The organism is Bradyrhizobium sp. BR 1433, from assembly GCF_051547665.1.
GTDB lineage: Bacteria > Pseudomonadota > Alphaproteobacteria > Rhizobiales > Xanthobacteraceae > Bradyrhizobium > Bradyrhizobium australafricanum.
The window spans coordinates 5,184,719-5,204,274 of the sequence record NZ_JBPUGG010000001.1; the positions used below are offsets into that span (position 1 = coordinate 5,184,719).

Sequence of the window (19,556 nt, forward strand, 5' to 3'; positions counted from 1 at the left end):
AATCGGATCATGCTCTAATCCTTTTGTTTGGTCGCGTTTTCTTGACGCGAACCGGTGACCACTTCGCTCGAAAACGCTCTTGCGATGCGCGACACCAGCGCGGTCGCGACTTCCTCCTTGGTCATGACAGGCCAGGAGTCGACGGTGACGTCCTTGCCCTCGCGCGAGAGCAGATGAACGGTGTTGCGGTCGCCGCCCATCACCCCGGTCGCCGGCGAGACGTCGTTGGCGACGATCCAGTCGCATCCCTTGCGCGCGAACTTCGCCTTGGCGTTCTCGATCAGATGCTCGGTCTCGGCGGCGAAGCCGATCACCAGCGGCGGCCGCTGCTCCTTCAGCTTGGAAATTGTCGCGAGGATGTCGGGGTTCTCGACCAGCTGCAGCGGCGGCATGCCGGCCGCGGTTTTCTTGAGCTTCTGGCCGCCCTCGGTGGCGACCCGCCAGTCGGCGACCGCGGCGGCAAAGATCGCGACGTCGACCGGCAGCGCGGCCTCGACCCGGTGCAGCATGTCGCGGGCGGACTCCACGCGCATCACGGAGATGCCCTGGGGGTCGTCGAGCTCGACCGGGCCGGTCACCAGCACGACCTCGGCGCCGGCGGCGCGCGCGGCGGCGGCAATGGCAAAGCCCTGCTTGCCGGACGAGCGATTGGCGATGTAGCGGACCGGATCGATCGCCTCATGGGTCGGGCCCGCGGTGATCAGCACCCGCTTGCCGGCCAGCGGACGCGGCTGCGGCGGGCGCAGCATGCGGTCGGCGGCGGCCGCGATCTCGGTCGGCTCGGCCATCCGCCCGACGCCGGCTTCGCCGGCTTCCGCCATCTCGCCCGCGTTGGGGCCGACGGTATGGACGCCGTCGCGGCGGAGCTGCAGCACGTTGCGGCGGGTGGCCGGATTGTTCCACATCAGCGGGTTCATCGCCGGCGCCAGCAGGATCGGCCGGTTGGCCGCCAGCAAGGTGGCCGTGGCGAGATCGTCGGCATGGCCCTGCGCCATCTTGGCCATCAGGTCGGCGGTCGCCGGCGCCACCACGATCAGGTCGCAGTCCCGCGCCAGGCGGATATGGCCGGCGTCGAATTCGCTCTCGGCGTCGAACAGGTCGGTGTAGACGCGCTCATGCGACAGCGCGCTGGCGGCGAGCGGGGTCACGAACTGCTGGGCCGCCCTGGTCAGCACGCAGCGGACCTGGATGTGCCGTTCCTTGAGTCGCCGGATCAGGTCCAGCGCCTTGTAGGCCGCAATCCCCCCGCCGATGATCAGGGTGACGCGCGGCTCGCCGGCCACGCTGGCGGCCCGTGGAGCAGGGGCTGCCACTGTCGCGGAACCTGGGCCGGGCGCCTCGGCAGGCTCCGTACCGCCGTCCGCGAGGTCCCGGAGGATCACCCGGACCTCCTCCTCGACCGAGCGGCCGTTCCTGGCGGAGCGCAGCCGCAGATAGGCCTTCAGCGTGTCGTCGAGTTTGCGGATGGTCAGGCTGGCCATTGCGTGCCCTCAGGCATCATGCTCAATCAAATGTGATAGCGATGCTATCACAAAGTGCATGCATTGCAATCAGTGCGCCCGGATGGCGAAAAAGATCGCGATGGAGGCGATCGCAATGACCCAGAGGCCAACGGTCTGCACCCGCGCCTTGCGGGCCTCGGCGCGGGCCATTTCGTCGATCGAGTCCGACGACAGCATGTGGCCCTCCAGCGTCATGGTCTCCAGCTGCTCGAGCACCGTGACGGCGCGGTTGGCAATCGACGGCAGGTTGGCGAGGATGCGGCCGAGTTCGCCCGCACCCGATAGCGCGCCCTGGATGCGTCCAGCCGGCCCGAGATTCTGCGTGATCCATTCGCGCACCACGGGGTCCGCGATCTTCCAGATGTCGAGCTTCGGGTCGAAGCCGCGCGCCACGCCCTCGACCACCACCATGGTCTTCTGCAGCAGGATCAGCTCGGGGCGCGTCTGCATGTCGAACAGGCCGGTGACCTCGAGCAGAAGCGTCAGCAGCTTCGCCATCGAGATTTCCTCGGCGGTGCGGTTGTGGATCGGCTCGCCGATCGCGCGGATCGCCTGCGCGAAATTCTCCACCGAATGGTGGCCCGGCACGTAGCCGGCCTCGAAATGCACCTCGGCGACGCGGCGATAATCGCGGGTGATGAAGCCGAGCAGGATCTCGGCCAGGAAGCGCCGCTCCTTCAGCCCGAGCCGTCCCATGATGCCGAAATCCACGGCAACGAGCCGGCCGGCCTCGTCGAGGAACAAATTGCCGGGATGCATGTCGGCATGGAAGAAGCCGTCGCGCAGCGCGTGACGCAGGAAGCTCTGGATCACCTTGCGGCCGAGATCGGGCAAATCGACTTTGGCCTGCGCCAGCCGGACGTGATCGTTCAGCGCGATGCCGTCGATCCACTCCATCGTCAGCACGCTGTGCGCGGTGCGATCCCAATCCACCGCGGGGACGCGGAAGTCCGGATCGTCGCGGGTGTTCTCGGCCATCTCGGACAGCGCGGCCGCCTCGAGCCGCAGGTCCATCTCCATCGCGACCGAGCGCGACATCGTGTTGATGACCTCGATCAGCCTCAAGCGCCGCGCCTCGGCGGAATGCGCCTCGGCCTTGTGCGCGACAAAGAAGAAGTCGCTGAGGTCGCGGCGGAAGCGCGCGGCGACATTGGGCCGGAGCACCTTGACCGCAACCTGCTGCCGGACGCCGTCGCGCTCGATTTCGCCGCGATGCACCTGCGCGATCGAGGCCGCGGCAACCGCAGGGCCCAGATGCACAAAGGCCTGCGCCAGTGGCCGTTCCAGCGATTGCGTGATGACGGTTTCGGCCGCCTCCTGCGCGAACGGCGGCAGCCGGTCCTGCAGGCTTTCGAGATCGCGCGCCATCGCCACGCCGACCACGTCGGGGCGGGTGGCGAGGAATTGGCCGAGCTTGAGGTACGCCGGCCCGAGCCGCGTCAGCGCGCGCGACAGCCGGGGACCGGACTTGCCGTCTCGGCGCTCGATCAGCCGCGCCAGCTTCAGCGCGAGCTGCCCGGGCGGCGGCACCAGCGCGGGATCGACGACGCCGAACACGCCTTCGCGCGCAAACACGAAACCGGCGCGGGCAAGGCGCGTGATGTGGGACAGTGCAGAGATCACAAACGCCAGCCCGAATGCAGCGCCACGATGCCGCCGGAGAGGCTCTGCCACTTCACGCGGGCAAAGCCGGCGGCGCCGATCATCTCGGCGAACGCGCTCGGGCGCGGGAATTTGCGGATCGAACTCGACGAGATATTGATCAGGACTCGGCGTCACCGGTGACGGCGCGGCCGAGCGGCGGGATCACCTTGAAGGAAAACAGATCGTAGATCTTGTCGAGGCCGGGCACGTCGACGGTGGAGAATTCCAGGCACAGGAAGCGGCTGCCCGGCTTGAGCACCCGATAGGCCTCGCGCAGCGCAAGCTCGATCTGCGGCACGTTGCGGATGCCGAACGCGATGGTGTAGGCGTCGAACGCGCGGTCGGCAAAACCCAGCGTTTCGGCGTTGCCCTCGACGAACGACACGCGGTCATCGAGGTGCTGCCTCGCGGCGCGCTCGCGGCCGACGGCGAGCATGTCGGCATTGATGTCGCAGACCGTGGCATGAAAGCCCGCGCCCGCGGTCTTGGCGGCCCGGAACGCGATGTCGCCGGTACCGCCGGCGACGTCGAGCAGCGCGAACGGCCGGTCGCCCTTCGGCGGATCGAGGGTCGTGATCATGACGTCCTTCCAGGCCCGGTGCAGGCCTGCCGACATCAGATCGTTCATCAGGTCGTAGCGTGACGCCACGCTGTGAAACACGTCGTTCACCAGCGTCTGCTTCTCGCCCAGGGGGACGTCCCTGAAGCCGAAATGGGTGGTTTGATCCGGCCGATCCATCACTCAGAACTCTTACCCTTTTTGGTCGCGCTTTCTTTACGCGAACCGGTAGCCGTCCCCATCAAGTGCGGACGGGCTTCGCTCGAAAAACGCTCCAGCCAAACCATAGCGCGGCGGCCGCAATGGCGCTATCACGTCACTTCCAAAAGGTGAATGCCTGCCATGCCGGAATTACCCGAAGTCGAGACCGTCCGCCGCGGCCTGCAGCCGGCCATGGAGGGGTCCAAGATCCTCAAGGCCGAGGCCCGCCGCAAGGACTTGCGGTTTCCGTTTCAAAAAGACTTTATCGCCCGGCTCGAAGGCCGGACCATCACCGGGCTCGGCCGCCGTGCCAAATATCTGATGGCCGACCTGAACTCCGGCGACGTGCTGCTGATGCATCTGGGCATGTCGGGCTCGTTCCGCGTGCTGAAGCTGGACGGCGCGGCGACGCCGGGGCAATTCCACCATCCGCGCAGCGAGGACCGCGCGCATGATCACGTCGTGTTCCATATGTCGTCGGGCGCGGCCGTCGTCTTCAACGATCCGCGGCGCTTCGGCTACATGAAGATCATCGCGCGCAACGCGATCGAGGATGAGCCGCTGCTGAAAGGGCTCGGTCCCGAGCCGCTCGGCAACGAGTTCGACGCGGCGATGCTGGCGCGCTCCTGCCACAACAAGAAGACCAGCCTGAAGGCCGCCCTGCTCGATCAGCGCGTGGTGGCGGGACTTGGCAACATCTATGTCTGCGAGGCGCTGTTTCGTTCGCATCTGTCGCCGCGGCGATTGGCCGCGACGCTCGCGACCAAGTCCGGACATCGCAAGGGCGTTGCCGGGGCGAGCCGACCGACCACGCCAGGCGGCTGGTCGACGCGATCCATTCGGTGCTCAACCAGGCGATCAAGGCCGGCGGCTCCTCGATCAGCGACCATCGATTGACCAATGGCGATCTCGGCTATTTCCAGCATTCGTTCCAGGTCTACGACCGCGAGGGCGAGACGTGCCGCACGTCAGGCTGCGAGGGCATCGTCAGGCGCTTCACGCAGAACGGCCGTTCGACGTTCTGGTGCCCGAAGTGCCAGAAGTAGCATGTTCGAGACCCCGCGCATCGAGACGTCGCGCCTGATCCTGCGGCCGCTTGCGTTGTCGGATGCCGCGGCGATCCAGCGTCACTTCAACAATTGGAACGTGATCAGGACTCTCGCCACGGTGGTGCCGTGGCCTTATCCGGGCGACGGCGCGGATAGCTTCATCAGGCGCGAGCTCGACAAGATCGCGGCCGGCGAGGAAAGCTATCAATGGGTGCTGGTGTTGCGCGCCGGCGATGGCGAGGCGATCGGCAACATCAATTTCCGGCCGCGCGCCGACGGCCGCAAGGGCAATCGCGGATTCTGGCTCGCTGAGCCGTATTGGAATCAGGGCCTCATGACCGAGGCGATCGCGGCGGTGAACGATTTCGCCTTCCTGGCGCTCGGCCTCGATCACTTCCATGTCTGCAACGCGCCGTCCAACGTCGGCTCGCGCCGGGTCAAGCAGAAGACCGGGGCCGAATTCGTCGGCTTCGTCGAGCTTCCGCACCACAATGGCGAATCCAGAGCGGAGAAGTGGAAGGTTACGCGCGAGACCTGGTTGCGCGATCGCGCGAAGCCGTGACCTTATTTGCGAATGCCGTCGTGAGGAAAATCGCGACGGCTTGACCGCGGATGCGGGGCTGGCGAACATGGCCCATCGCTCCTTCAAAAACGAGAACACAATGGCGATGAACGGCAACTGGCGCGACCGCGCCGCGACAAGTTTTCAATGCGAGAAGCAGCCGGCCACCAGCAGCCGCGGCATGGTGGTGAGCAATCATCCGCTGGCATCGAGCGCGGGCGCCGAGATGTTGGCTGCCGGCGGCAATGCGATCGATGCGGCGATCGCCACCTTATTCACGCTGACCGTGGTCGAGCCGATGATGGTCGGCATCATCGGCGGCGGCATGGCGCATATTCGCCTCGCCGACGGCAGCCATCGCTTCATCGACGGCCAGAGCACGGTGCCGCAGGCGGTGCGGCCGGATACCTACACTTCGAAGCCAGGATCGGCGCACGACGTGTTCGACACCGTCGGCAACGAGAACCTCAACGGGCCGAAAGCGGTCGCGGTGCCGGGCTCGCTGAAAGCCTGGTGCGAAACGCTGCGCCGCTTCGGCACCATGAGCCTTGCCGATGTGATGCAGCCCGCGATCAAGCACGCCGCGCGCGGCTATGCGGCGACGCCCTATTTGCATGAATGCATCACCGACGGCGCCGAGGAAATGCTGAAGGACAAGCCGATCTCGGCGATCTATCTGCCTGATGGCACGCCGCTGAAGCCCGGCGAGCGCGTGGTGCAGGCGGAATATGCCGAGACGCTGAAATACATCGCCGATCATGGCGACAACGCGCTCTACCAGGGGCCGCTTGGCGACATCCTGGTCGACTACATGAAAAAGAGCGGCGGCTTCATCGCGCAGGAGGATCTCGCGACCTACAAGACGGTCGAGCGGCAGCCGATCCGCTGCGACTACCGCGGCTGGGAAATCCTCGGGCCTCCGCCGCCCGCGGCATCGGGCGTGCATATCACGCAGATGCTCAACATCCTCGAAGGCTATGACATCGCGCGGCTCGGCTTCGGCACGACCGAGACGATCCATTATCTTGCCGAGGTGCTGAAGATCGCCTTTGCCGACCGCGCGGCCGCGAGCGGCGATCCCGCCTATATCAACGTGCCGGTGGAGCGGTTGACCTCGAAGGCCTATGCCGAGGAGCGCCGCCGCGCGATCGATCCCGACCGCGCGCAAGCCTGGAGCGCCGGCGTCACCCAGCTCGAAAGCGCGCACACCACGCACATGACCGCGGCGGATGCGATGGGCAATGTGGTCGCGACCACCCAGACCATCAACAATCTGTTCGGCGCCAAGATCCTGATCCCGGGCCTCGGCACCGTGCCGAACAACTACATGAACCTGTTCGATCCGCGGCCGGGACACGCGCTGTCGCTGGCCGCCGGCAAGCGCGTCACCACCTCGATGTCGCCGATGATGGCGCTGCGCGACGGCAAGCTCGCCTACGCGCTCGGCCTGCCCGGCGGCAAGCGCATCTTCCCGAGCGCGATGCAGGCGTTGATCAATCTGATCGACCACGGCATGAGCCTGCAGGAGGCGGTCGAGGCGCCGCGGGTCTGGACCGAGGGCAATGCGCTGGAGGTCGAGCAGGCGGTGCCGGAGGCCGTCCGCGCCGCGCTATCAGCCAAAGGCCACAAGGTGCAGGTCGTGCCGACGGTGGCCGGCGGCATGAACGCGATCCAGTTTCACGCTGACGGCACGATGTCGGGCGCAGCCTGCTGGCGCGCCGACGGCACCCCGGTCGGCATTGCCGGCGGTCTCGCCCGCGCCGGGGTGCGGTTCGCGTTGAGGTGAGGTGGTTAGGCTCCCTCGCCCCGCTCTCTTGTCCGCCGAAGCCCGCCTTCGGGCGAAGGCGGATGCGGGGAGAGGGTGGGGTGAGGGGCTCTCTCCACGAGGTGGTGTCCATTGATGGACCTGTACCCCCTCACCCGGATTGCATCTGGCGATGCAATCCGACCTCTCCCCGCAAGCGGGGCGAGGGAACTCTACTTCCTGACGCAGATCACGCGGACCACGGCGGCCTTGGCGTCTGCCGAGTCGCCCGACGCGGTGACGCCATGCGCCTTCAGGAAGCTGCGCACCGTGTCGGCCGGCACCAATGCGGCCTGCGCCGGCGGCGCAGCGTTTGCGGGGCCCGCGACGATAACGGGTTTCAGCGTCGCGATGCCGGCAAACCTGCCGCCGCCGTCGAGTGCCGCCGCGCCGGAGAATCCGAGTGCCGGCGCCGGCGACAGCGCCTGATCGCCGCCGCCGATCTGTGCGACCGAAGCCTTCACGCTGCTCGCGGCCGCGCCGCCGCCCTGGTTCTGCGGATCGGCGATCCCGGTGATGTCGAGCGCGGTCTGCGTCGCCTGGCCTGCGATATTGAGCGGCTTCAGCCCGCGCGCGCCATAGATGCGCAGCAGCGCGAGATCGTGATCCTTGTCGTCGGCGACCCGATCGGCATTGCCGTAGCCCGGGATCGTCAGCGTGATGCAGTCGTCGGTCGCCACGCGATCGGTCACGATGGCGCCGTCGTCGCTGACCACGACGCCGGTGCCATATTCGACGGTCTTGCGCGGCGGCGGTGCGGCCTGCACGGCGGACGGAAAGGCGTTGAAGGCGCTCGACATCGCGATCACCACCGGCTCGACCGTGGTCTGCATCGCCTGGTCATAGAGGATGGTGAGGATGCGGACCTCGTCGCCCTTCAAGGTGCCGCGCAGATAGAACTTCTTCAGCCCCTGCATGCCCGACAGCACGAAGAAATCCGGCTTCACCACCGTGTAGTCGATGGTGCGGCCTGCCGGTTCCTTCTTTTCCTGCTCGGCAAGCTTTGCGGTGGTCGGGCTCGCTTCCTTGCGCCGGGTCAGCAGCACCTGGACGGTGCCGGTCGGCGAGGTCCATTTGGCCCCGGCGGCATCGCTGATGAGCTGCGGCACCAGCTTGGTCGGAATGCCGAGCCGCGCCCCGGTGGCCGGCTCGGTGACGATCTTCCAGCCGACACCTTCCTGCTTCCGCCGCGCAGTGTCGGCGAGCACGCCGCGCTCCTGCGGGTTCAGCACGCCGGTCGGCTTGCCGCCGCGCTTCTTCTGGAATTCCTTGATCGCATTGACCATGCGCTCGCTGACGTCGCCCGATATCGCGCCGTTATATTCGCCGACCCAGGCGAGGTCGGATTGCAGCGCCAGCCGCTCGGCCTGCGCCATCGCGCCAGCGGTATCCTCCGGCTTCTGCAGCGCGGGGCGTATCGGCACCGTCGCCGCGGTCTTCGGCTTCGCCCCCGCCGTCGCGGACGGGGTCATCTGGGCCTGCGCCATGCCCATCCCTGTGACCGTAATGGAAGCGGCCATCAATGTTGCCGAAAGCACCGATCTCATGACAAATCCGGGGGGAATGACTGACACCATTGACGTCCAGGCAATTAAGCACATCTGCTTGGTCGGCAACAACCGCGCTCCGGTTCAGGGGGCAGCGCGCAGGACATCGTAATGCTGAGTGCCGACGAACTTGAACGCTATGCCCGCCATATCGTGCTGCGCGAGGTGGGCGGCCCCGGCCAGAATGCGCTGAAAAAAGCGTCGGTGCTGGTGATCGGCGCCGGCGGCCTCGGCGCGCCGGTGCTGATGTATCTCGCGGCCGCCGGTGTCGGCCAGCTCGGCGTGATCGATGACGATATCGTCTCGCTCTCCAATTTGCAGCGCCAGATCATCCATGCGACGTCTGATATCGGCAAGCGCAAGGTCGACAGTGCGGCGGCGCAGATCCATGCGCTCAACCCGCATGTGACGTTCGAGGCGCATCCGATGCGGCTCACCGCCGACAATGCGATGGCGCTGATCGCGAACTACGATCTCGTGCTCGACGGCTCCGACAATTTCGAGACCCGCTATCTCGTCGCCGATGCCTGCTTCCTCGCGAAGCGGCCGCTGATCACGGCGGCACTGGGGCAGTTCGACGGTTCGCTGACCACGATCCGCGCGCACGAGAAGAATGCGGACGGCGAATTCAATCCGACCTATCGCTGCCTGTTTCCGGAGGCGCCGCCGCCGGGCACGGTGCCGGCCTGCGCCGAGGCCGGCGTGATGGGCGCGCTTGCCGGCGTCCTGGGGTCGATGATGGCGCTGGAGGCGATCCGCGAGATCGTCGGCTTCGGCGAGGGCCTGGTCGGTCGCCTGCTGATGGTGGATGCGCGCGCGATGCGGTTCGAAACCCTGCGCTACGCGCGCGATCCGCAGAACCCGCTCAATGGCGATGGGCCTGTCATCACTGACCTCAGCGCCCATCGCACCTGATTGCTGCCGTTAGAGCCTTTCCCGTTCCGATAGAATCGGAACGGGGCTCTAGGCTCTTGTTGTGAGCGTTTTCTTCACGCGAACCGGTACCCACTTCGCTCGAAAACGCTCTAGGTGGTGGCCGGCTTCTCGCTGTCGAGATGCGCCATCTGCTCGGCCGCATAGCGCGTGCCGGCCGCGATATCCGGCGGGAAGGCTTTCGCCAGCGCTGCGAGATGAGCCTGCGTCAGCGTCAGCTTGGTCGCGCCGAGCGCTTCGGTGAGACGGTTGCGGGTGCGGGCGCCGACCAGCGGCACGATCTCCTTGCCCTGCGCCGCGACCCAGGCGATTGCGACCTGCGCCGGCGTCGCCCCGATCTCGGCGGCAACGGCGCGCAACTGCTCGACCAGCGCGAGATTGGCATCGAGGTTCGCGCCCTGGAAGCGCGGCGTCATCAGCCGGTAGTCCCTGCCGATCTTGCCGGACTCCTTCGACCAGTGGCCGCTGATCAGCCCGCGCGCCAGCACGCCGTAGGCTGTGATGCCGATGCCAAGCTCGCGGCAGGTCGTCAGGATATCGCGCTCGATGCCACGCTCGATCAGCGAGTATTCGATCTGGAGATCGACGATCGGATGCACGGCATGAGCACGGCGGATGGTGTCGGAGCCGACCTCGGACAAGCCGATATGTCTGATGTAGCCGGACTTCACCAGATCGGCGAGGCCGCCGATCGTCTCCTCGATCGGGACGTTGGGATCGAGACGTGCCGGGCGGTAGATGTCGATGTAGTCGGTGCCGAGACGTTGCAGCGAATAGGCGAGGAAATTCTTCGTCGCGGCCGGCCGGGTGTCCATTCCGGCGAATTCGCCCGCGGGACCGCGGAGCGCGCCGAACTTGACGCTGATCTGCAGCCGGTCGCGCGCGACGTCCTTCAGGGCTTCCTGCACCAGCATCTCGTTGTGGCCCATGGCGTAGAAGTCGCCGGTATCCAGCAGCGTGATGCCGGCATCGAGCGCCGCGTGCACGGTGGCGATGCTCTCGCCGCGATCGGCCGGGCCATAGACCTCGGACATGCCCATGCAGCCGAGGCCGAGGGCCGCGACGGTGGGCCCGGTTGAGCCGAGTTTGCGTGTGTCCATGTGGATGTTCCTCAAACGTTTGCGGCGGAAAATCCGTCGCCAAATGCCGAGGTGATATGGGCCGGACGGTTTCGGACGATAAGCTGGACAATCCCGAATGGCTTGTTCACTATATCGAACAATGCAGGATTTCGACCTTCGCGACCTCGACGCCTTCGTGGCGGTGGCGCGCACGCGCAATTTCCGGCGTGCGGCGCTCGAGCAGCGCGTCTCGGTCTCCAGCCTCAGCCAGCGCCTGCGCGACATGGAAGAGCGGCTCGGCGTCCGCCTGATGAACCGCACCACCCGCAGCGTCGCGCTGACCGAGGCCGGCGAACTGCTGCTTGCCCGCGTCGCGCCGGCCATGGTCAATGTTGCCGATGCGATCACCGAGGTGCGCGGCCTGCGCGCCGAGCCGTCGGGGCGGTTGCGCATCAACGCGCCGCCGCCGGCGGTCGATCTGGTGCTGGCGCCGATGATCGCGCCGTTCCTCGCCAGATATCCGCGGGTCGAGCTCGACGTCGTTGCGGAGAGTGCGTTCGTCGACATCGTCGCGCAGGGCTTTGACGCCGGCGTGCGTTACGGCGAGCACCTGGCACAGGACATGGTCGCGGTCCCGCTCGGCGCGCCGCAGCGATACGCGATCGTGGCGTCCAGTGAGTATGTCGCAAAGCACGGTCGGCCGATGCATCCGAAGGATCTGCTGGCGCACCCCTGCATCCGCAGCCGCTTCAGCAACGGCGTGATGTTCGATTGGGAGTTCGAGAAGAACGGCCGCGTGGTGAAGATTTCGCCGCCGGCCAGGTTGACCGCGACCCATCTCGGCCTTGCGCTGCGCGCGGTCCATGATGGCGTCGGCTACTGGGCGACGTTCGAGGGCTATGTCCGCTACGGCGTCAAATCCGGCGCGCTGGTCAGCGTGCTCGACGACTGGTGCCCGCCGTTCGACGGACCGTTCCTGTATTATCCGAGCCGCCGTCAGCCGCCGCCCGCGCTCGCCGCCTTCGTGTCGTTCGTCGCCGACTGGCGCAAGCAGGCGCGGCGGAAGAAGTAAGGCAGGACCTCGCCACATCGTCGTCCCGGCCTAGTGCGCGATTGCGCACGGGAGCCGGGACCCATAACCACACATGCGGATTGCCTTGCAGCGCTGGGGCCACAGCCTTCGCAACAACGAGGTCCTGCGGTTATGGGTCCCTGCTTTCGCAGGGACGACACCGAATGCGGGTCGGCCGCCCCGGCTCCTTTGCATGGGGTTGTTTTCGATATTTTGGCAGCGCGCCCCTCATCCGGGCTGCAAATCTCTCTTCCCCTTCCCCTGAAAGGGGGAAGGTCGGGATGGGGGTCAGCCACACGCGCCGTCGCTCGTGGCGAGAGATGATCCCCACCCGCTTTGCTCTCGCGAGCAAAGCGACCTCCCCTTTCAAGGAAGGTCGGAGCTGCGTGGCTTGGATCGAGCGCGGCGTAATCCCGGCTACGAAATCACAGCATGCTCGGCAGCACGCGATCCGGCGGCTTGTGGGCGTCGAGGAAGGTTCGGATGTTGATGATCACCTTCTCGCCCATCTCGACGCGGCCCTCGATGGTGGCCGAGCCCATATGCGGCAGCAGCGTCACCTTGCCGGCCTTGGCGAGCCGCACCAGCTTGGGGTTCACCGCGGGCTCGTGCTCATAGACGTCGAGGGCTGCCCCGCCGATATCGCCGGCTTCGATCAGCTTGATCAGCGTGTCCTCGTCGATCACCTCGCCGCGCGCGGTGTTGACGACATAGGCCTCTTTGCGGATCAGCTTGAGCCGCCGCGCCGAGAGCAGGTGATAGGTGGCCGGCGTGTGCGGACAGTTCACCGAGATGATGTCCATCCGCGCCAGCATCTGGTCGAGGCTTTCCCAATAGGTCGCCCCGAGCTCTTCGGCGATCATAGACGCCACCGGGCGGCGGTTGTGATAGTGGATCTGCAGGCCGAAGGCCCGGGCGCGGCGCGCCACGGCCTGGCCGATGCGGCCCATGCCGACGATGCCGAGGCGCTTGCCGCCGATGCGGTGGCCGAGCATCCAGGTCGGCGACCAGCCCGCCCAGTGCTGCCTGCCTTCGGTCAGGATCGAGGCGCCCTCGATCAGGCGCCGCGGCACCGCCAGGATCAGCGCCATGGTCATGTCGGCGGTGTCCTCGGTCAGCACCTTCGGCGTGTTGGTCACCGTGATGCCGCGGGCATGCGCCGCCGCGACATCGATATTGTCGACGCCGTTGCCGAAATTGGCGATCATCTTCAGCTTGCAGTCGGGCTGATTGATCACGTCCTCGCGGACCATGTCGGTCACGGTCGGCACCAGCACGTCGGCGGTTCGCGCCGCTTCGGCGATCTGCTCCGGCGTCATCGGCGTGTCGTCGAGATTCAATCTGGCGTCGAACAACTCGCGCATCCGGGTCTCGATCGAGTCCGGCAGCTTGCGGGTGACGACGACGAGAGGCTTTTTCTTCACCGACATGTCCTGCTTTCATGACGCGCGGCTTGCCAAAAAGCAAACCGTTGAGGCCTCATTAACCCGGTTGTTCGACACTGCTGATAGCCGCGCTGTCCCGGCGTTTCCTTCGCGTTTCCTAGGGTTCCCCGATACTTGCCCCGGCTCTTCGCCAAGGCGAAACGACTGGCAAATTCGGGTGTTCTGGCTCTCAGGCGTTCCGTCCTCTCTAGCAGAAGGCCGGGCCAAGACAAGAACCCCTCGGACTTGCAGTGCGGGAGCGAACGGCGCAGGGGCCTTCGGGCGTGGTTTGGGTTGCAATTCGCCGAATGCGGGTTGGGCATCTCGGCAGGAGACGAGTTGATGGTGGCGTTCTGGCGTTTCGGTTCATTGCTGGCTCTGGTCGGGAGCATGCTGAGCGCGTCGGTGATGCCGGGACATACCGCCAAGGATTTGAGCCCCACCACCAGCGGCCTGCCGATCCCGCGCTATGTCAGCCTGAAGTCGGATCACGTGAACGTCCGGGCCGGCCCGACCAAGGACAATGACGTCGCCTGGGTCTACACGCGGTCGGGGCTGCCGGTCGAAATCACCGCCGAGTTCGAGAACTGGCGCCGGGTGCGCGATTCCGAAGGCGCCGAAGGCTGGGTCTATCACTCCCTGCTGTCCGGCCGCCGCACCGCGGTCGTCACAATGAAGAACAAGGACGATCTGGCCTCGCTCTACGATCGTCCCGACGCGACCAGCGCCGTCGCGGCGCGCCTGCAGGCCGGCGTCGTCGCGCAGGTGAAGAAATGCGCCAATAACTGGTGTCGGGTCATCGGCAGCGGGTTCGACGGCTGGATCGAGCAGCAGCGCCTGTGGGGCGTCTACGCCGACGAGAAGGTGGACTGACGCGCAGCGTCATTCCGGGATGGTGCGCGAGCCCCAGACCGCAGGTGCGCAATTGCGCACCGGAATCTCGAGATTCCCGGTTCGATGCTGACGCATCGCCCCGGAATGACGTAAGTGCAAAACGACAATGGCCGGGACGAGCCCGGCCATCACAACTCAAATCGACGGTAAGACGGTTCAGCGCTTCTTGCGCAGCCGCACCACCATGTCGACGCGGGAGATCTCGTAGCCTTCCGGCACGTCGGGCATCTTCGACAGCACAAGGTTCGGGTCGGGAATGTCGACCAGCTCGTGGTTGTGCTCGAGATAGAAGTGGTGGTGCGTCGACACGTTGGTATCGAAATAGGTTTTCGTGCCGTCGACGCTGACCTGGCGCAGCAGGCCGGCATCGGTCAGCTGGTTCAGGGTGTTGTAGACGGTCGCCAGCGACACCGGAACCTTGGCCAGCGTGGCTTCCTCGTACAGCATTTCAGCGGTCAGGTGGCGGGCACCCTTGCCGAACAACAGCCAGCCCAGCGCCATGCGCTGACGGGTCGGCCGCAGACCGGCAGACTGCAACATTTCGTTGACGTCATGCCACGGACAGCCGGTCAGGGCAGGGTGGTGCCCAGCGCCCCGGGCAGCCGGGTGCACGGCATCATCGTTCACAGCCGGTACTTCCTCGTTCATATCCACTCTATGCACCCAACTCAGGCAATATTCCTCATAAATATAAAAAGGATGCCTATCAGATGCAAGTTTTTCGCAACTAGAACGAATCCAAGCTGCGGTAGAAACCTAAGGAGAAGCGGTCATTTATCCTCGGAATGCCGCTTTGCCGCCCAGTTGGCGCTATGTTAGAGAGCGCGCGGACCACATATGCGCTTTCGGCAGAGATAACAAGCCGTCGCGTACCCAGGTAGCGCCAAGATGCGGGACGGGTTATTCCGGTTCCCGTGGGTAGATCAAGGTCCGACCAAGCAAAGCGCTCATCGGGACATCAGAGGTGGAAAGAGGATGCTGGATCGGCGCGGCGGTTACGAATACGAGGATTTGCTGGCTTGCGGACGGGGCGAGCTTTTCGGTCCCGGCAACGCCCAGTTGCCGCTGCCGCCGATGCTCATGTTCGATCGGATCAGCGAGATTTCGGAGAATGGCGGCGAGTTCGGCAAGGGACTGGTGCGCGCCGAGCTCGAGGTGAAACCGGATCTCTGGTTCTTCGGTTGCCATTTCAAGAACGATCCGGTGATGCCGGGTTGCCTCGGCCTCGATGCCATGTGGCAAATGGTCGGCTTTTACCTCGGCTGGATCGGTGGCGAAGGTCGTGGCCGCGCGCTCGGCCTCGGCGAGCTGAAGTTCTCCGGACAGGTGCTGCCGCAAGCGCGCAAGGTTGTGTACAACATCGATATCAAGCGCGTGATGCGGTCAAAGCTCGTGCTTGGAATTGCCGACGGGTGGCTTTCCATGGACGACGAGATTATCTATCGCGCCAAGGACTTGAAGGTCGGGTTGTTCAAGCAGGGCACGGCTCCATCTTGAGCAGGATCATCATGCGGCAACATAAAGGCAGGGCGAGGCGAACATGAGGCGGGTTGTCATCACGGGGATGGGTATTGTCTCGTCCATCGGTAACAACACCCAGGAAGTGCTTGCGAGCCTCTACGAGGCGAAGTCGGGCATTTCGCGCGCGGAGAAGGCCGCCGAACTCGGCTTCCGTTCGCAGGTGCACGGTGCGCCGACACTCAATCCTGCCGAGGTGATCGATCGCCGCGCGATGCGGTTCCTTGCCGAAGGTGCGGCGTGGAATCACGTTGCGATGGAACAGGCGATCCGCGACTCGGGCCTCGAGGAAAGCGAAGTCTCCAACATCCGTACCGGCATCATCATGGGATCCGGCGGTCCGTCGACGCGCACGCTGGTCGAGGCCGCCGACATCGCACGCGCCAAGGGCCCGAAGCGCGTCGGTCCGTTCGCGGTGCCGAAGGGCATGTCCTCGACCGCGTCGGCGACGCTCGCCACCTGGTTCAAGATCAAGGGCGTGAACTATTCGATCTCGTCGGCCTGCGCGACGTCGAACCACTGCATCGGCAACGCCTATGAGACGATCCAGATCGGCAAGCAGGATGTCATCTTCGCCGGCGGCTGCGAGGAACTCGACTGGACGCTGTCGGTGCTGTTCGACGCCATGGGCGCGATGTCCTCGAAATACAACGACACGCCTGCCACCGCCTCGCGTCCCTACGACCTCAACCGCGACGGCTTCGTCATCGCCGGCGGCGCGGGTGTCGTGGTGCTGGAAGAGCTCGAGCATGCCAAGGCGCGCGGCGCCAGGATCTATGCCGAGGTCGTCGGCTACGGCGCGACGTCCGACGGCTACGACATGGTGGCGCCGTCGGGCGAGGGCGCCGAGCGCTGCATGCGCATGGCGATGTCGACGGTGAACACGCCGGTCGACTACATCAATCCGCACGCCACTTCGACGCCCGCCGGCGATCCGCCGGAGATCGAGGCGATCCGCAAGGTGTTCGGCACCGGCGACAAGTGCCCGCCGATCTCGGCGACCAAGGCGCTGACCGGCCACTCGCTCGGCGCCACCGGCGTGCAGGAAGCGATCTATTCGCTGCTGATGCTGAACAACGGCTTCATCTGCGAGAGCGCGCATATCACCGAACTCGATCCGGTGTTTGCCGACATGCCGATCGTGCGCAAGCGCATCGACAACGCCAAGCTCAACACCGTGCTGTCGAACTCGTTCGGCTTCGGCGGCACCAACGCGACGCTGGTGTTCAGGCGGCTTGACGCGTGATTTCGCCTCTCCTCGCTTGCTGAGGGACGTCCGCGGGCAGCGAATGGGAACATTGCAACGATCCGGAATGGGGTGGGAATGATTATTGAACCGCGCGTGCGAGGCTTCATCTGCACGACGGCACATCCCGTCGGCTGCGCCACGAATGTCCGCGAACAGATCGCCTATGTTCTGAAGCAGGGTCCGGTCGCTGACTGCCCGAAGCGCGTTGCCGTGCTGGGCTGCTCGACGGGGTACGGCCTCGCGAGCCGCATCGTCGCGACCTTCGCCGGCGGCGCCGATACGATCGGCGTGTCGCTGGAGCGCGAGCCGTCGGAAAAGAGAAGCGCCAGCGCCGGCTGGTACAACAACCGCGCCTTCGAGATCGAGGCCCAGAAGATCGGACGCTCGCCGCTCACGCTGGAGGGCGACGCCTTCTCCGACGAGTTGAAGGCGACCTTCATCGAGCGCGTGCGCGAGAAATTCGGACAGCTCGACCTGCTGGTCTACAGCATGGCCGCTCCGGTCCGCACTGATCCCGACACCGGCAAGACCTATCGTTCGGTGATCAAGCCGCTCGGCGCCCCGGTCGAGATCAAGACGCTCGACACCGAGACCGGCGAGGTGTTCCAGACCACGCTCGAACCGGCGAGCGAGGAGCAAACCGCGGCCACCGTCGCGGTGATGGGCGGCGACGATTGGAAGCGCTGGATCGATCAGCTGGCGGATGCCGGCGTGCTGGCGCCGGGCTTCCGGACGCTCAACTACACCTATATCGGCAGCGAACTGACCTGGCCGATCTACTGGAACGGCACGCTCGGCCGCGCCAAGGTCGATCTCGACAGCAAGGCGGAAGCGATCCGCGGCCGGCTCGGTGCGGACGCCGCCCGCGTCGTCGCGCTGAAGGCCGTCGTCACCCAGGCGAGCTCGGCGATTCCGGTGGTGCCGCTCTATGGCACCGTGCTGTTCAAGGTGATGAAGCAGCTCGGGCTTCACGAAGGCTGCATCGAGCAGATTGATCGCCTGTTCCGGACGAAGCTCGGTAAGGGCGTCGAGCTCGATGACGCGCAGCGCGTCCGGGTCGACGACTGGGAGCTTTCCCCGAAGTGCAGACGGAAGTGTCGCGGCGCTGGCCACTGCTCACCACCGAGACGCTCGGCGAGTTGGCCGATCTCGGCGAGTACAAGAGCCAGTTCCTGCGCCTGTTCGGCTTCGGCATCGACGGCGTGGATTACACGCAGGACGTGGATCCGCGCGTCGTGCCGGGTTAGGCCGTTCGGGAAACATCGCAATCACAGCTTCGTAGCCCGGATGGAGCGCAGCGCAATCCGGGACAGTCCCTCTGTGGCAGAGAGCCCCGGATTTCGCTGCGCTTCATCCGGGCTACATGTCTCACCCCGCCGCGATCTTCTCTGCGCGCTGGAACGCGCGCCGGGCCACGCAGCGGCCGATATAGGCCTCGAATGACGGCCGCGACGGCACCATCTTGAACACGCGCACCGCAAAGTTCAGTCCCGCGCCGATCGCGATGTCGGCCGCGGAGAATTGATCGCCGAGGATCCATGGCCCCTTCTGCAGCTCGGCGTCGAGCACGTCGAACACCTGCGCGGCGCTGCCCCATGCCGCGGTGCTGGTCGGCACCTCGAGCTTGGTGAAGAGCTGGATCAGCGCGGGCTCGATGCAGCTCGGCGAGAAGAATAGCCACTGCAGATAGCGCGCCCGCTTCGGGTCCGTCGCTGCCGGCGCGAGTTTGGTCTCGGGATAACGGTCGGCGATATAGGCGCAGATCGCGGCGGCCTCGGCGAGCTGCGCGTCGCCGTCGGTCAGCGCCGGCACCTTGCCCATCGGGTTGATCTTGAGGAAGTCCGGCGATTTCTGCGCGCCGGTGCTGATGTCGGTCAGCACCCGCTCGTATGGCAGACCGGATTCCTCCAGCAGCCAGATGGCTGAGAACGAGCGCGAGCGCGGCGACCAGTACAGCTTGATCATGGCTTAGCCTCCGATGTGCGGTTTGTTCTCTTCCACCGATAGTGCTTCATCATGAAGCCGGTGACCGGATTGGGTGCTTCCTTCTCGAACACAAAGCCTTCGCGCTCGTACCAGCGCCAGGCCTTCTCATTTTCGCGGACGCATTTCAGCCAGATCTCGTCGGGCATCTGCCGGCGTGTGAAGGCAAGCAGCTCGCGTCCCAGGCTCCGGCCATGATAGGCGGGGACCACCATCAGCTGATCAAGCAGCAAGGTCGGCAGGTGCAGCGCCAGCATGGCGGCGATGCTGCCGCGATCGTCGGCCACGAACAGGCTCCAGCCGCCGGCGATCTCGCGCGGCAAGCGGATACGCAGATCGTTCAACAAACTGTCGCTGGCTTGCGAGAGCCCGGTCGAAACCCAGCTCGCCATCCAGGCGCGCGCGATCGCGTCATGTTCGTCGGGACGAGCGGGGCGGATGATCGGCGGCGTCATTGTTCCCTATCGCGTTCGACGCCGGCGGCGCGACGCTGTGGGTGCATAAAGTTGAAAGCCCGCGATCGTCTCGCGGAGCTTTCAACTCTAGCGCAGTTG

16 protein-coding genes and 2 pseudogenes are annotated in these 19,556 nt (G+C 65.7%); 9 read left to right on the forward strand and 9 right to left on the reverse strand.

Annotated features, from left to right (window positions below):
• Window positions 1-14: 14 nt before the first annotated feature.
• The 3 genes and pseudogenes from coaBC to ubiE all read right to left on the reverse strand — a co-directional run bounded on the left by coaBC (window position 15) and on the right by ubiE (window position 3,885).
• Window positions 15-1,481 carry a bifunctional phosphopantothenoylcysteine decarboxylase/phosphopantothenate--cysteine ligase CoaBC gene (coaBC, locus tag ACSKB9_RS25035; protein WP_438076429.1) on the reverse strand — a complete coding sequence of 489 codons (1,467 nt, stop codon included), beginning with the start codon at window positions 1,479-1,481 and terminating at the stop codon, window positions 15-17.
• Between the two features lie 69 nt (window positions 1,482-1,550).
• Window positions 1,551-3,125 (reverse strand): 2-polyprenylphenol 6-hydroxylase, encoded by a 1,575-nt coding sequence (gene ubiB / locus ACSKB9_RS25040; protein ID WP_438076431.1) that lies wholly within the window; start codon window positions 3,123-3,125, stop codon window positions 1,551-1,553.
• Window positions 3,122-3,885: pseudogene (ubiE, locus tag ACSKB9_RS25045) on the reverse strand (bifunctional demethylmenaquinone methyltransferase/2-methoxy-6-polyprenyl-1,4-benzoquinol methylase UbiE). Before ubiE ends, ubiB begins: the two are co-directional and overlap by 4 nt.
• A gap of 162 nt (window positions 3,886-4,047) precedes the next feature.
• On the opposite strand from ubiE, the pseudogene mutM reads away from it, so the two are divergent.
• The 3 genes and pseudogenes from mutM to ggt all read left to right on the forward strand — a co-directional run bounded on the left by mutM (window position 4,048) and on the right by ggt (window position 7,303).
• Window positions 4,048-4,952, forward strand: a pseudogene (gene mutM / locus ACSKB9_RS25050) (bifunctional DNA-formamidopyrimidine glycosylase/DNA-(apurinic or apyrimidinic site) lyase).
• 1 nt (window position 4,953) lies between these two features.
• On the forward strand, window positions 4,954-5,517 hold the full coding sequence (locus tag ACSKB9_RS25055) for a GNAT family N-acetyltransferase (protein ID WP_438076433.1): 564 nt from the start codon (window positions 4,954-4,956) through the stop codon (window positions 5,515-5,517).
• Window positions 5,518-5,623: 106 nt separating this feature from the next.
• A complete protein-coding gene (gene ggt / locus ACSKB9_RS25060; RefSeq protein ID WP_438080392.1) occupies window positions 5,624-7,303 on the forward strand; it encodes a gamma-glutamyltransferase in 1,680 nt (559 codons plus the stop codon).
• A 191-nt stretch (window positions 7,304-7,494) separates the two neighbouring features.
• Here ggt and ACSKB9_RS25065 read toward each other — a convergent pair whose 3' ends face one another.
• A complete protein-coding gene (locus tag ACSKB9_RS25065; protein ID WP_438076435.1) occupies window positions 7,495-8,868 on the reverse strand; it encodes a serine protease in 1,374 nt (457 codons plus the stop codon).
• A 111-nt stretch (window positions 8,869-8,979) separates the two neighbouring features.
• On the opposite strand from ACSKB9_RS25065, the gene ACSKB9_RS25070 reads away from it, so the two are divergent.
• On the forward strand, window positions 8,980-9,783 hold the full coding sequence (locus ACSKB9_RS25070) for a HesA/MoeB/ThiF family protein (protein ID WP_438076437.1): 804 nt from the start codon (window positions 8,980-8,982) through the stop codon (window positions 9,781-9,783).
• 110 nt (window positions 9,784-9,893) lie between these two features.
• Here the strand turns inward: ACSKB9_RS25070 and ACSKB9_RS25075 are convergent, their stop codons facing one another.
• The gene (locus ACSKB9_RS25075; protein WP_438076439.1) at window positions 9,894-10,901 is read right to left on the reverse strand and encodes an aldo/keto reductase; all 1,008 of its coding nucleotides are present in this window, start codon (window positions 10,899-10,901) and stop codon (window positions 9,894-9,896) included.
• Window positions 10,902-11,022: 121 nt separating this feature from the next.
• On the opposite strand from ACSKB9_RS25075, the gene ACSKB9_RS25080 reads away from it, so the two are divergent.
• On the forward strand, window positions 11,023-11,934 hold the full coding sequence (locus ACSKB9_RS25080; protein WP_253605833.1) for a LysR family transcriptional regulator: 912 nt from the start codon (window positions 11,023-11,025) through the stop codon (window positions 11,932-11,934).
• 425 nt (window positions 11,935-12,359) lie between these two features.
• On the opposite strand, the gene ACSKB9_RS25085 is transcribed toward ACSKB9_RS25080, so the two are convergent.
• Complete coding sequence (locus ACSKB9_RS25085) at window positions 12,360-13,364, reverse strand: 2-hydroxyacid dehydrogenase (RefSeq protein ID WP_438076441.1); 1,005 nt, start codon at window positions 13,362-13,364, stop codon at window positions 12,360-12,362.
• A gap of 339 nt (window positions 13,365-13,703) precedes the next feature.
• On the opposite strand from ACSKB9_RS25085, the gene ACSKB9_RS25090 reads away from it, so the two are divergent.
• Entirely contained in the window at window positions 13,704-14,231 is a 528-nt protein-coding gene (locus ACSKB9_RS25090) for an SH3 domain-containing protein (protein WP_438080394.1), read from the forward strand.
• 177 nt (window positions 14,232-14,408) lie between these two features.
• On the opposite strand, the gene irrA is transcribed toward ACSKB9_RS25090, so the two are convergent.
• On the reverse strand, window positions 14,409-14,900 hold the full coding sequence (gene irrA / locus ACSKB9_RS25095; protein WP_026192029.1) for an iron response transcriptional regulator IrrA: 492 nt from the start codon (window positions 14,898-14,900) through the stop codon (window positions 14,409-14,411).
• Window positions 14,901-15,227: 327 nt separating this feature from the next.
• Between irrA and fabA the strand changes: the two genes are divergently transcribed.
• The 3 genes from fabA (at window position 15,228) to fabV (ending at window position 18,462) form a co-directional block, all read left to right on the forward strand.
• The gene (fabA, locus tag ACSKB9_RS25100; protein ID WP_057015289.1) at window positions 15,228-15,749 is read left to right on the forward strand and encodes a 3-hydroxyacyl-[acyl-carrier-protein] dehydratase FabA; all 522 of its coding nucleotides are present in this window, start codon (window positions 15,228-15,230) and stop codon (window positions 15,747-15,749) included.
• 43 nt (window positions 15,750-15,792) lie between these two features.
• Entirely contained in the window at window positions 15,793-17,016 is a 1,224-nt protein-coding gene (gene fabB, locus ACSKB9_RS25105) for a beta-ketoacyl-ACP synthase I (RefSeq protein ID WP_172646261.1), read from the forward strand.
• 78 nt (window positions 17,017-17,094) lie between these two features.
• The gene (fabV, locus tag ACSKB9_RS25110; RefSeq protein ID WP_438076444.1) at window positions 17,095-18,462 is read left to right on the forward strand and encodes an enoyl-ACP reductase FabV; all 1,368 of its coding nucleotides are present in this window, start codon (window positions 17,095-17,097) and stop codon (window positions 18,460-18,462) included.
• Here fabV and ACSKB9_RS25115 read toward each other — a convergent pair.
• Both ACSKB9_RS25115 and ACSKB9_RS25120 read right to left on the reverse strand, forming a co-directional pair.
• On the reverse strand, window positions 18,388-18,984 hold the full coding sequence (locus ACSKB9_RS25115; protein WP_438076446.1) for a glutathione S-transferase family protein: 597 nt from the start codon (window positions 18,982-18,984) through the stop codon (window positions 18,388-18,390). The genes fabV and ACSKB9_RS25115 overlap by 75 nt on opposite strands.
• Complete coding sequence (locus ACSKB9_RS25120; protein WP_438076448.1) at window positions 18,981-19,457, reverse strand: GNAT family N-acetyltransferase; 477 nt, start codon at window positions 19,455-19,457, stop codon at window positions 18,981-18,983. The genes ACSKB9_RS25115 and ACSKB9_RS25120 overlap by 4 nt, the downstream gene beginning before the upstream one ends.
• Window positions 19,458-19,556: the final 99 nt, after the last annotated feature.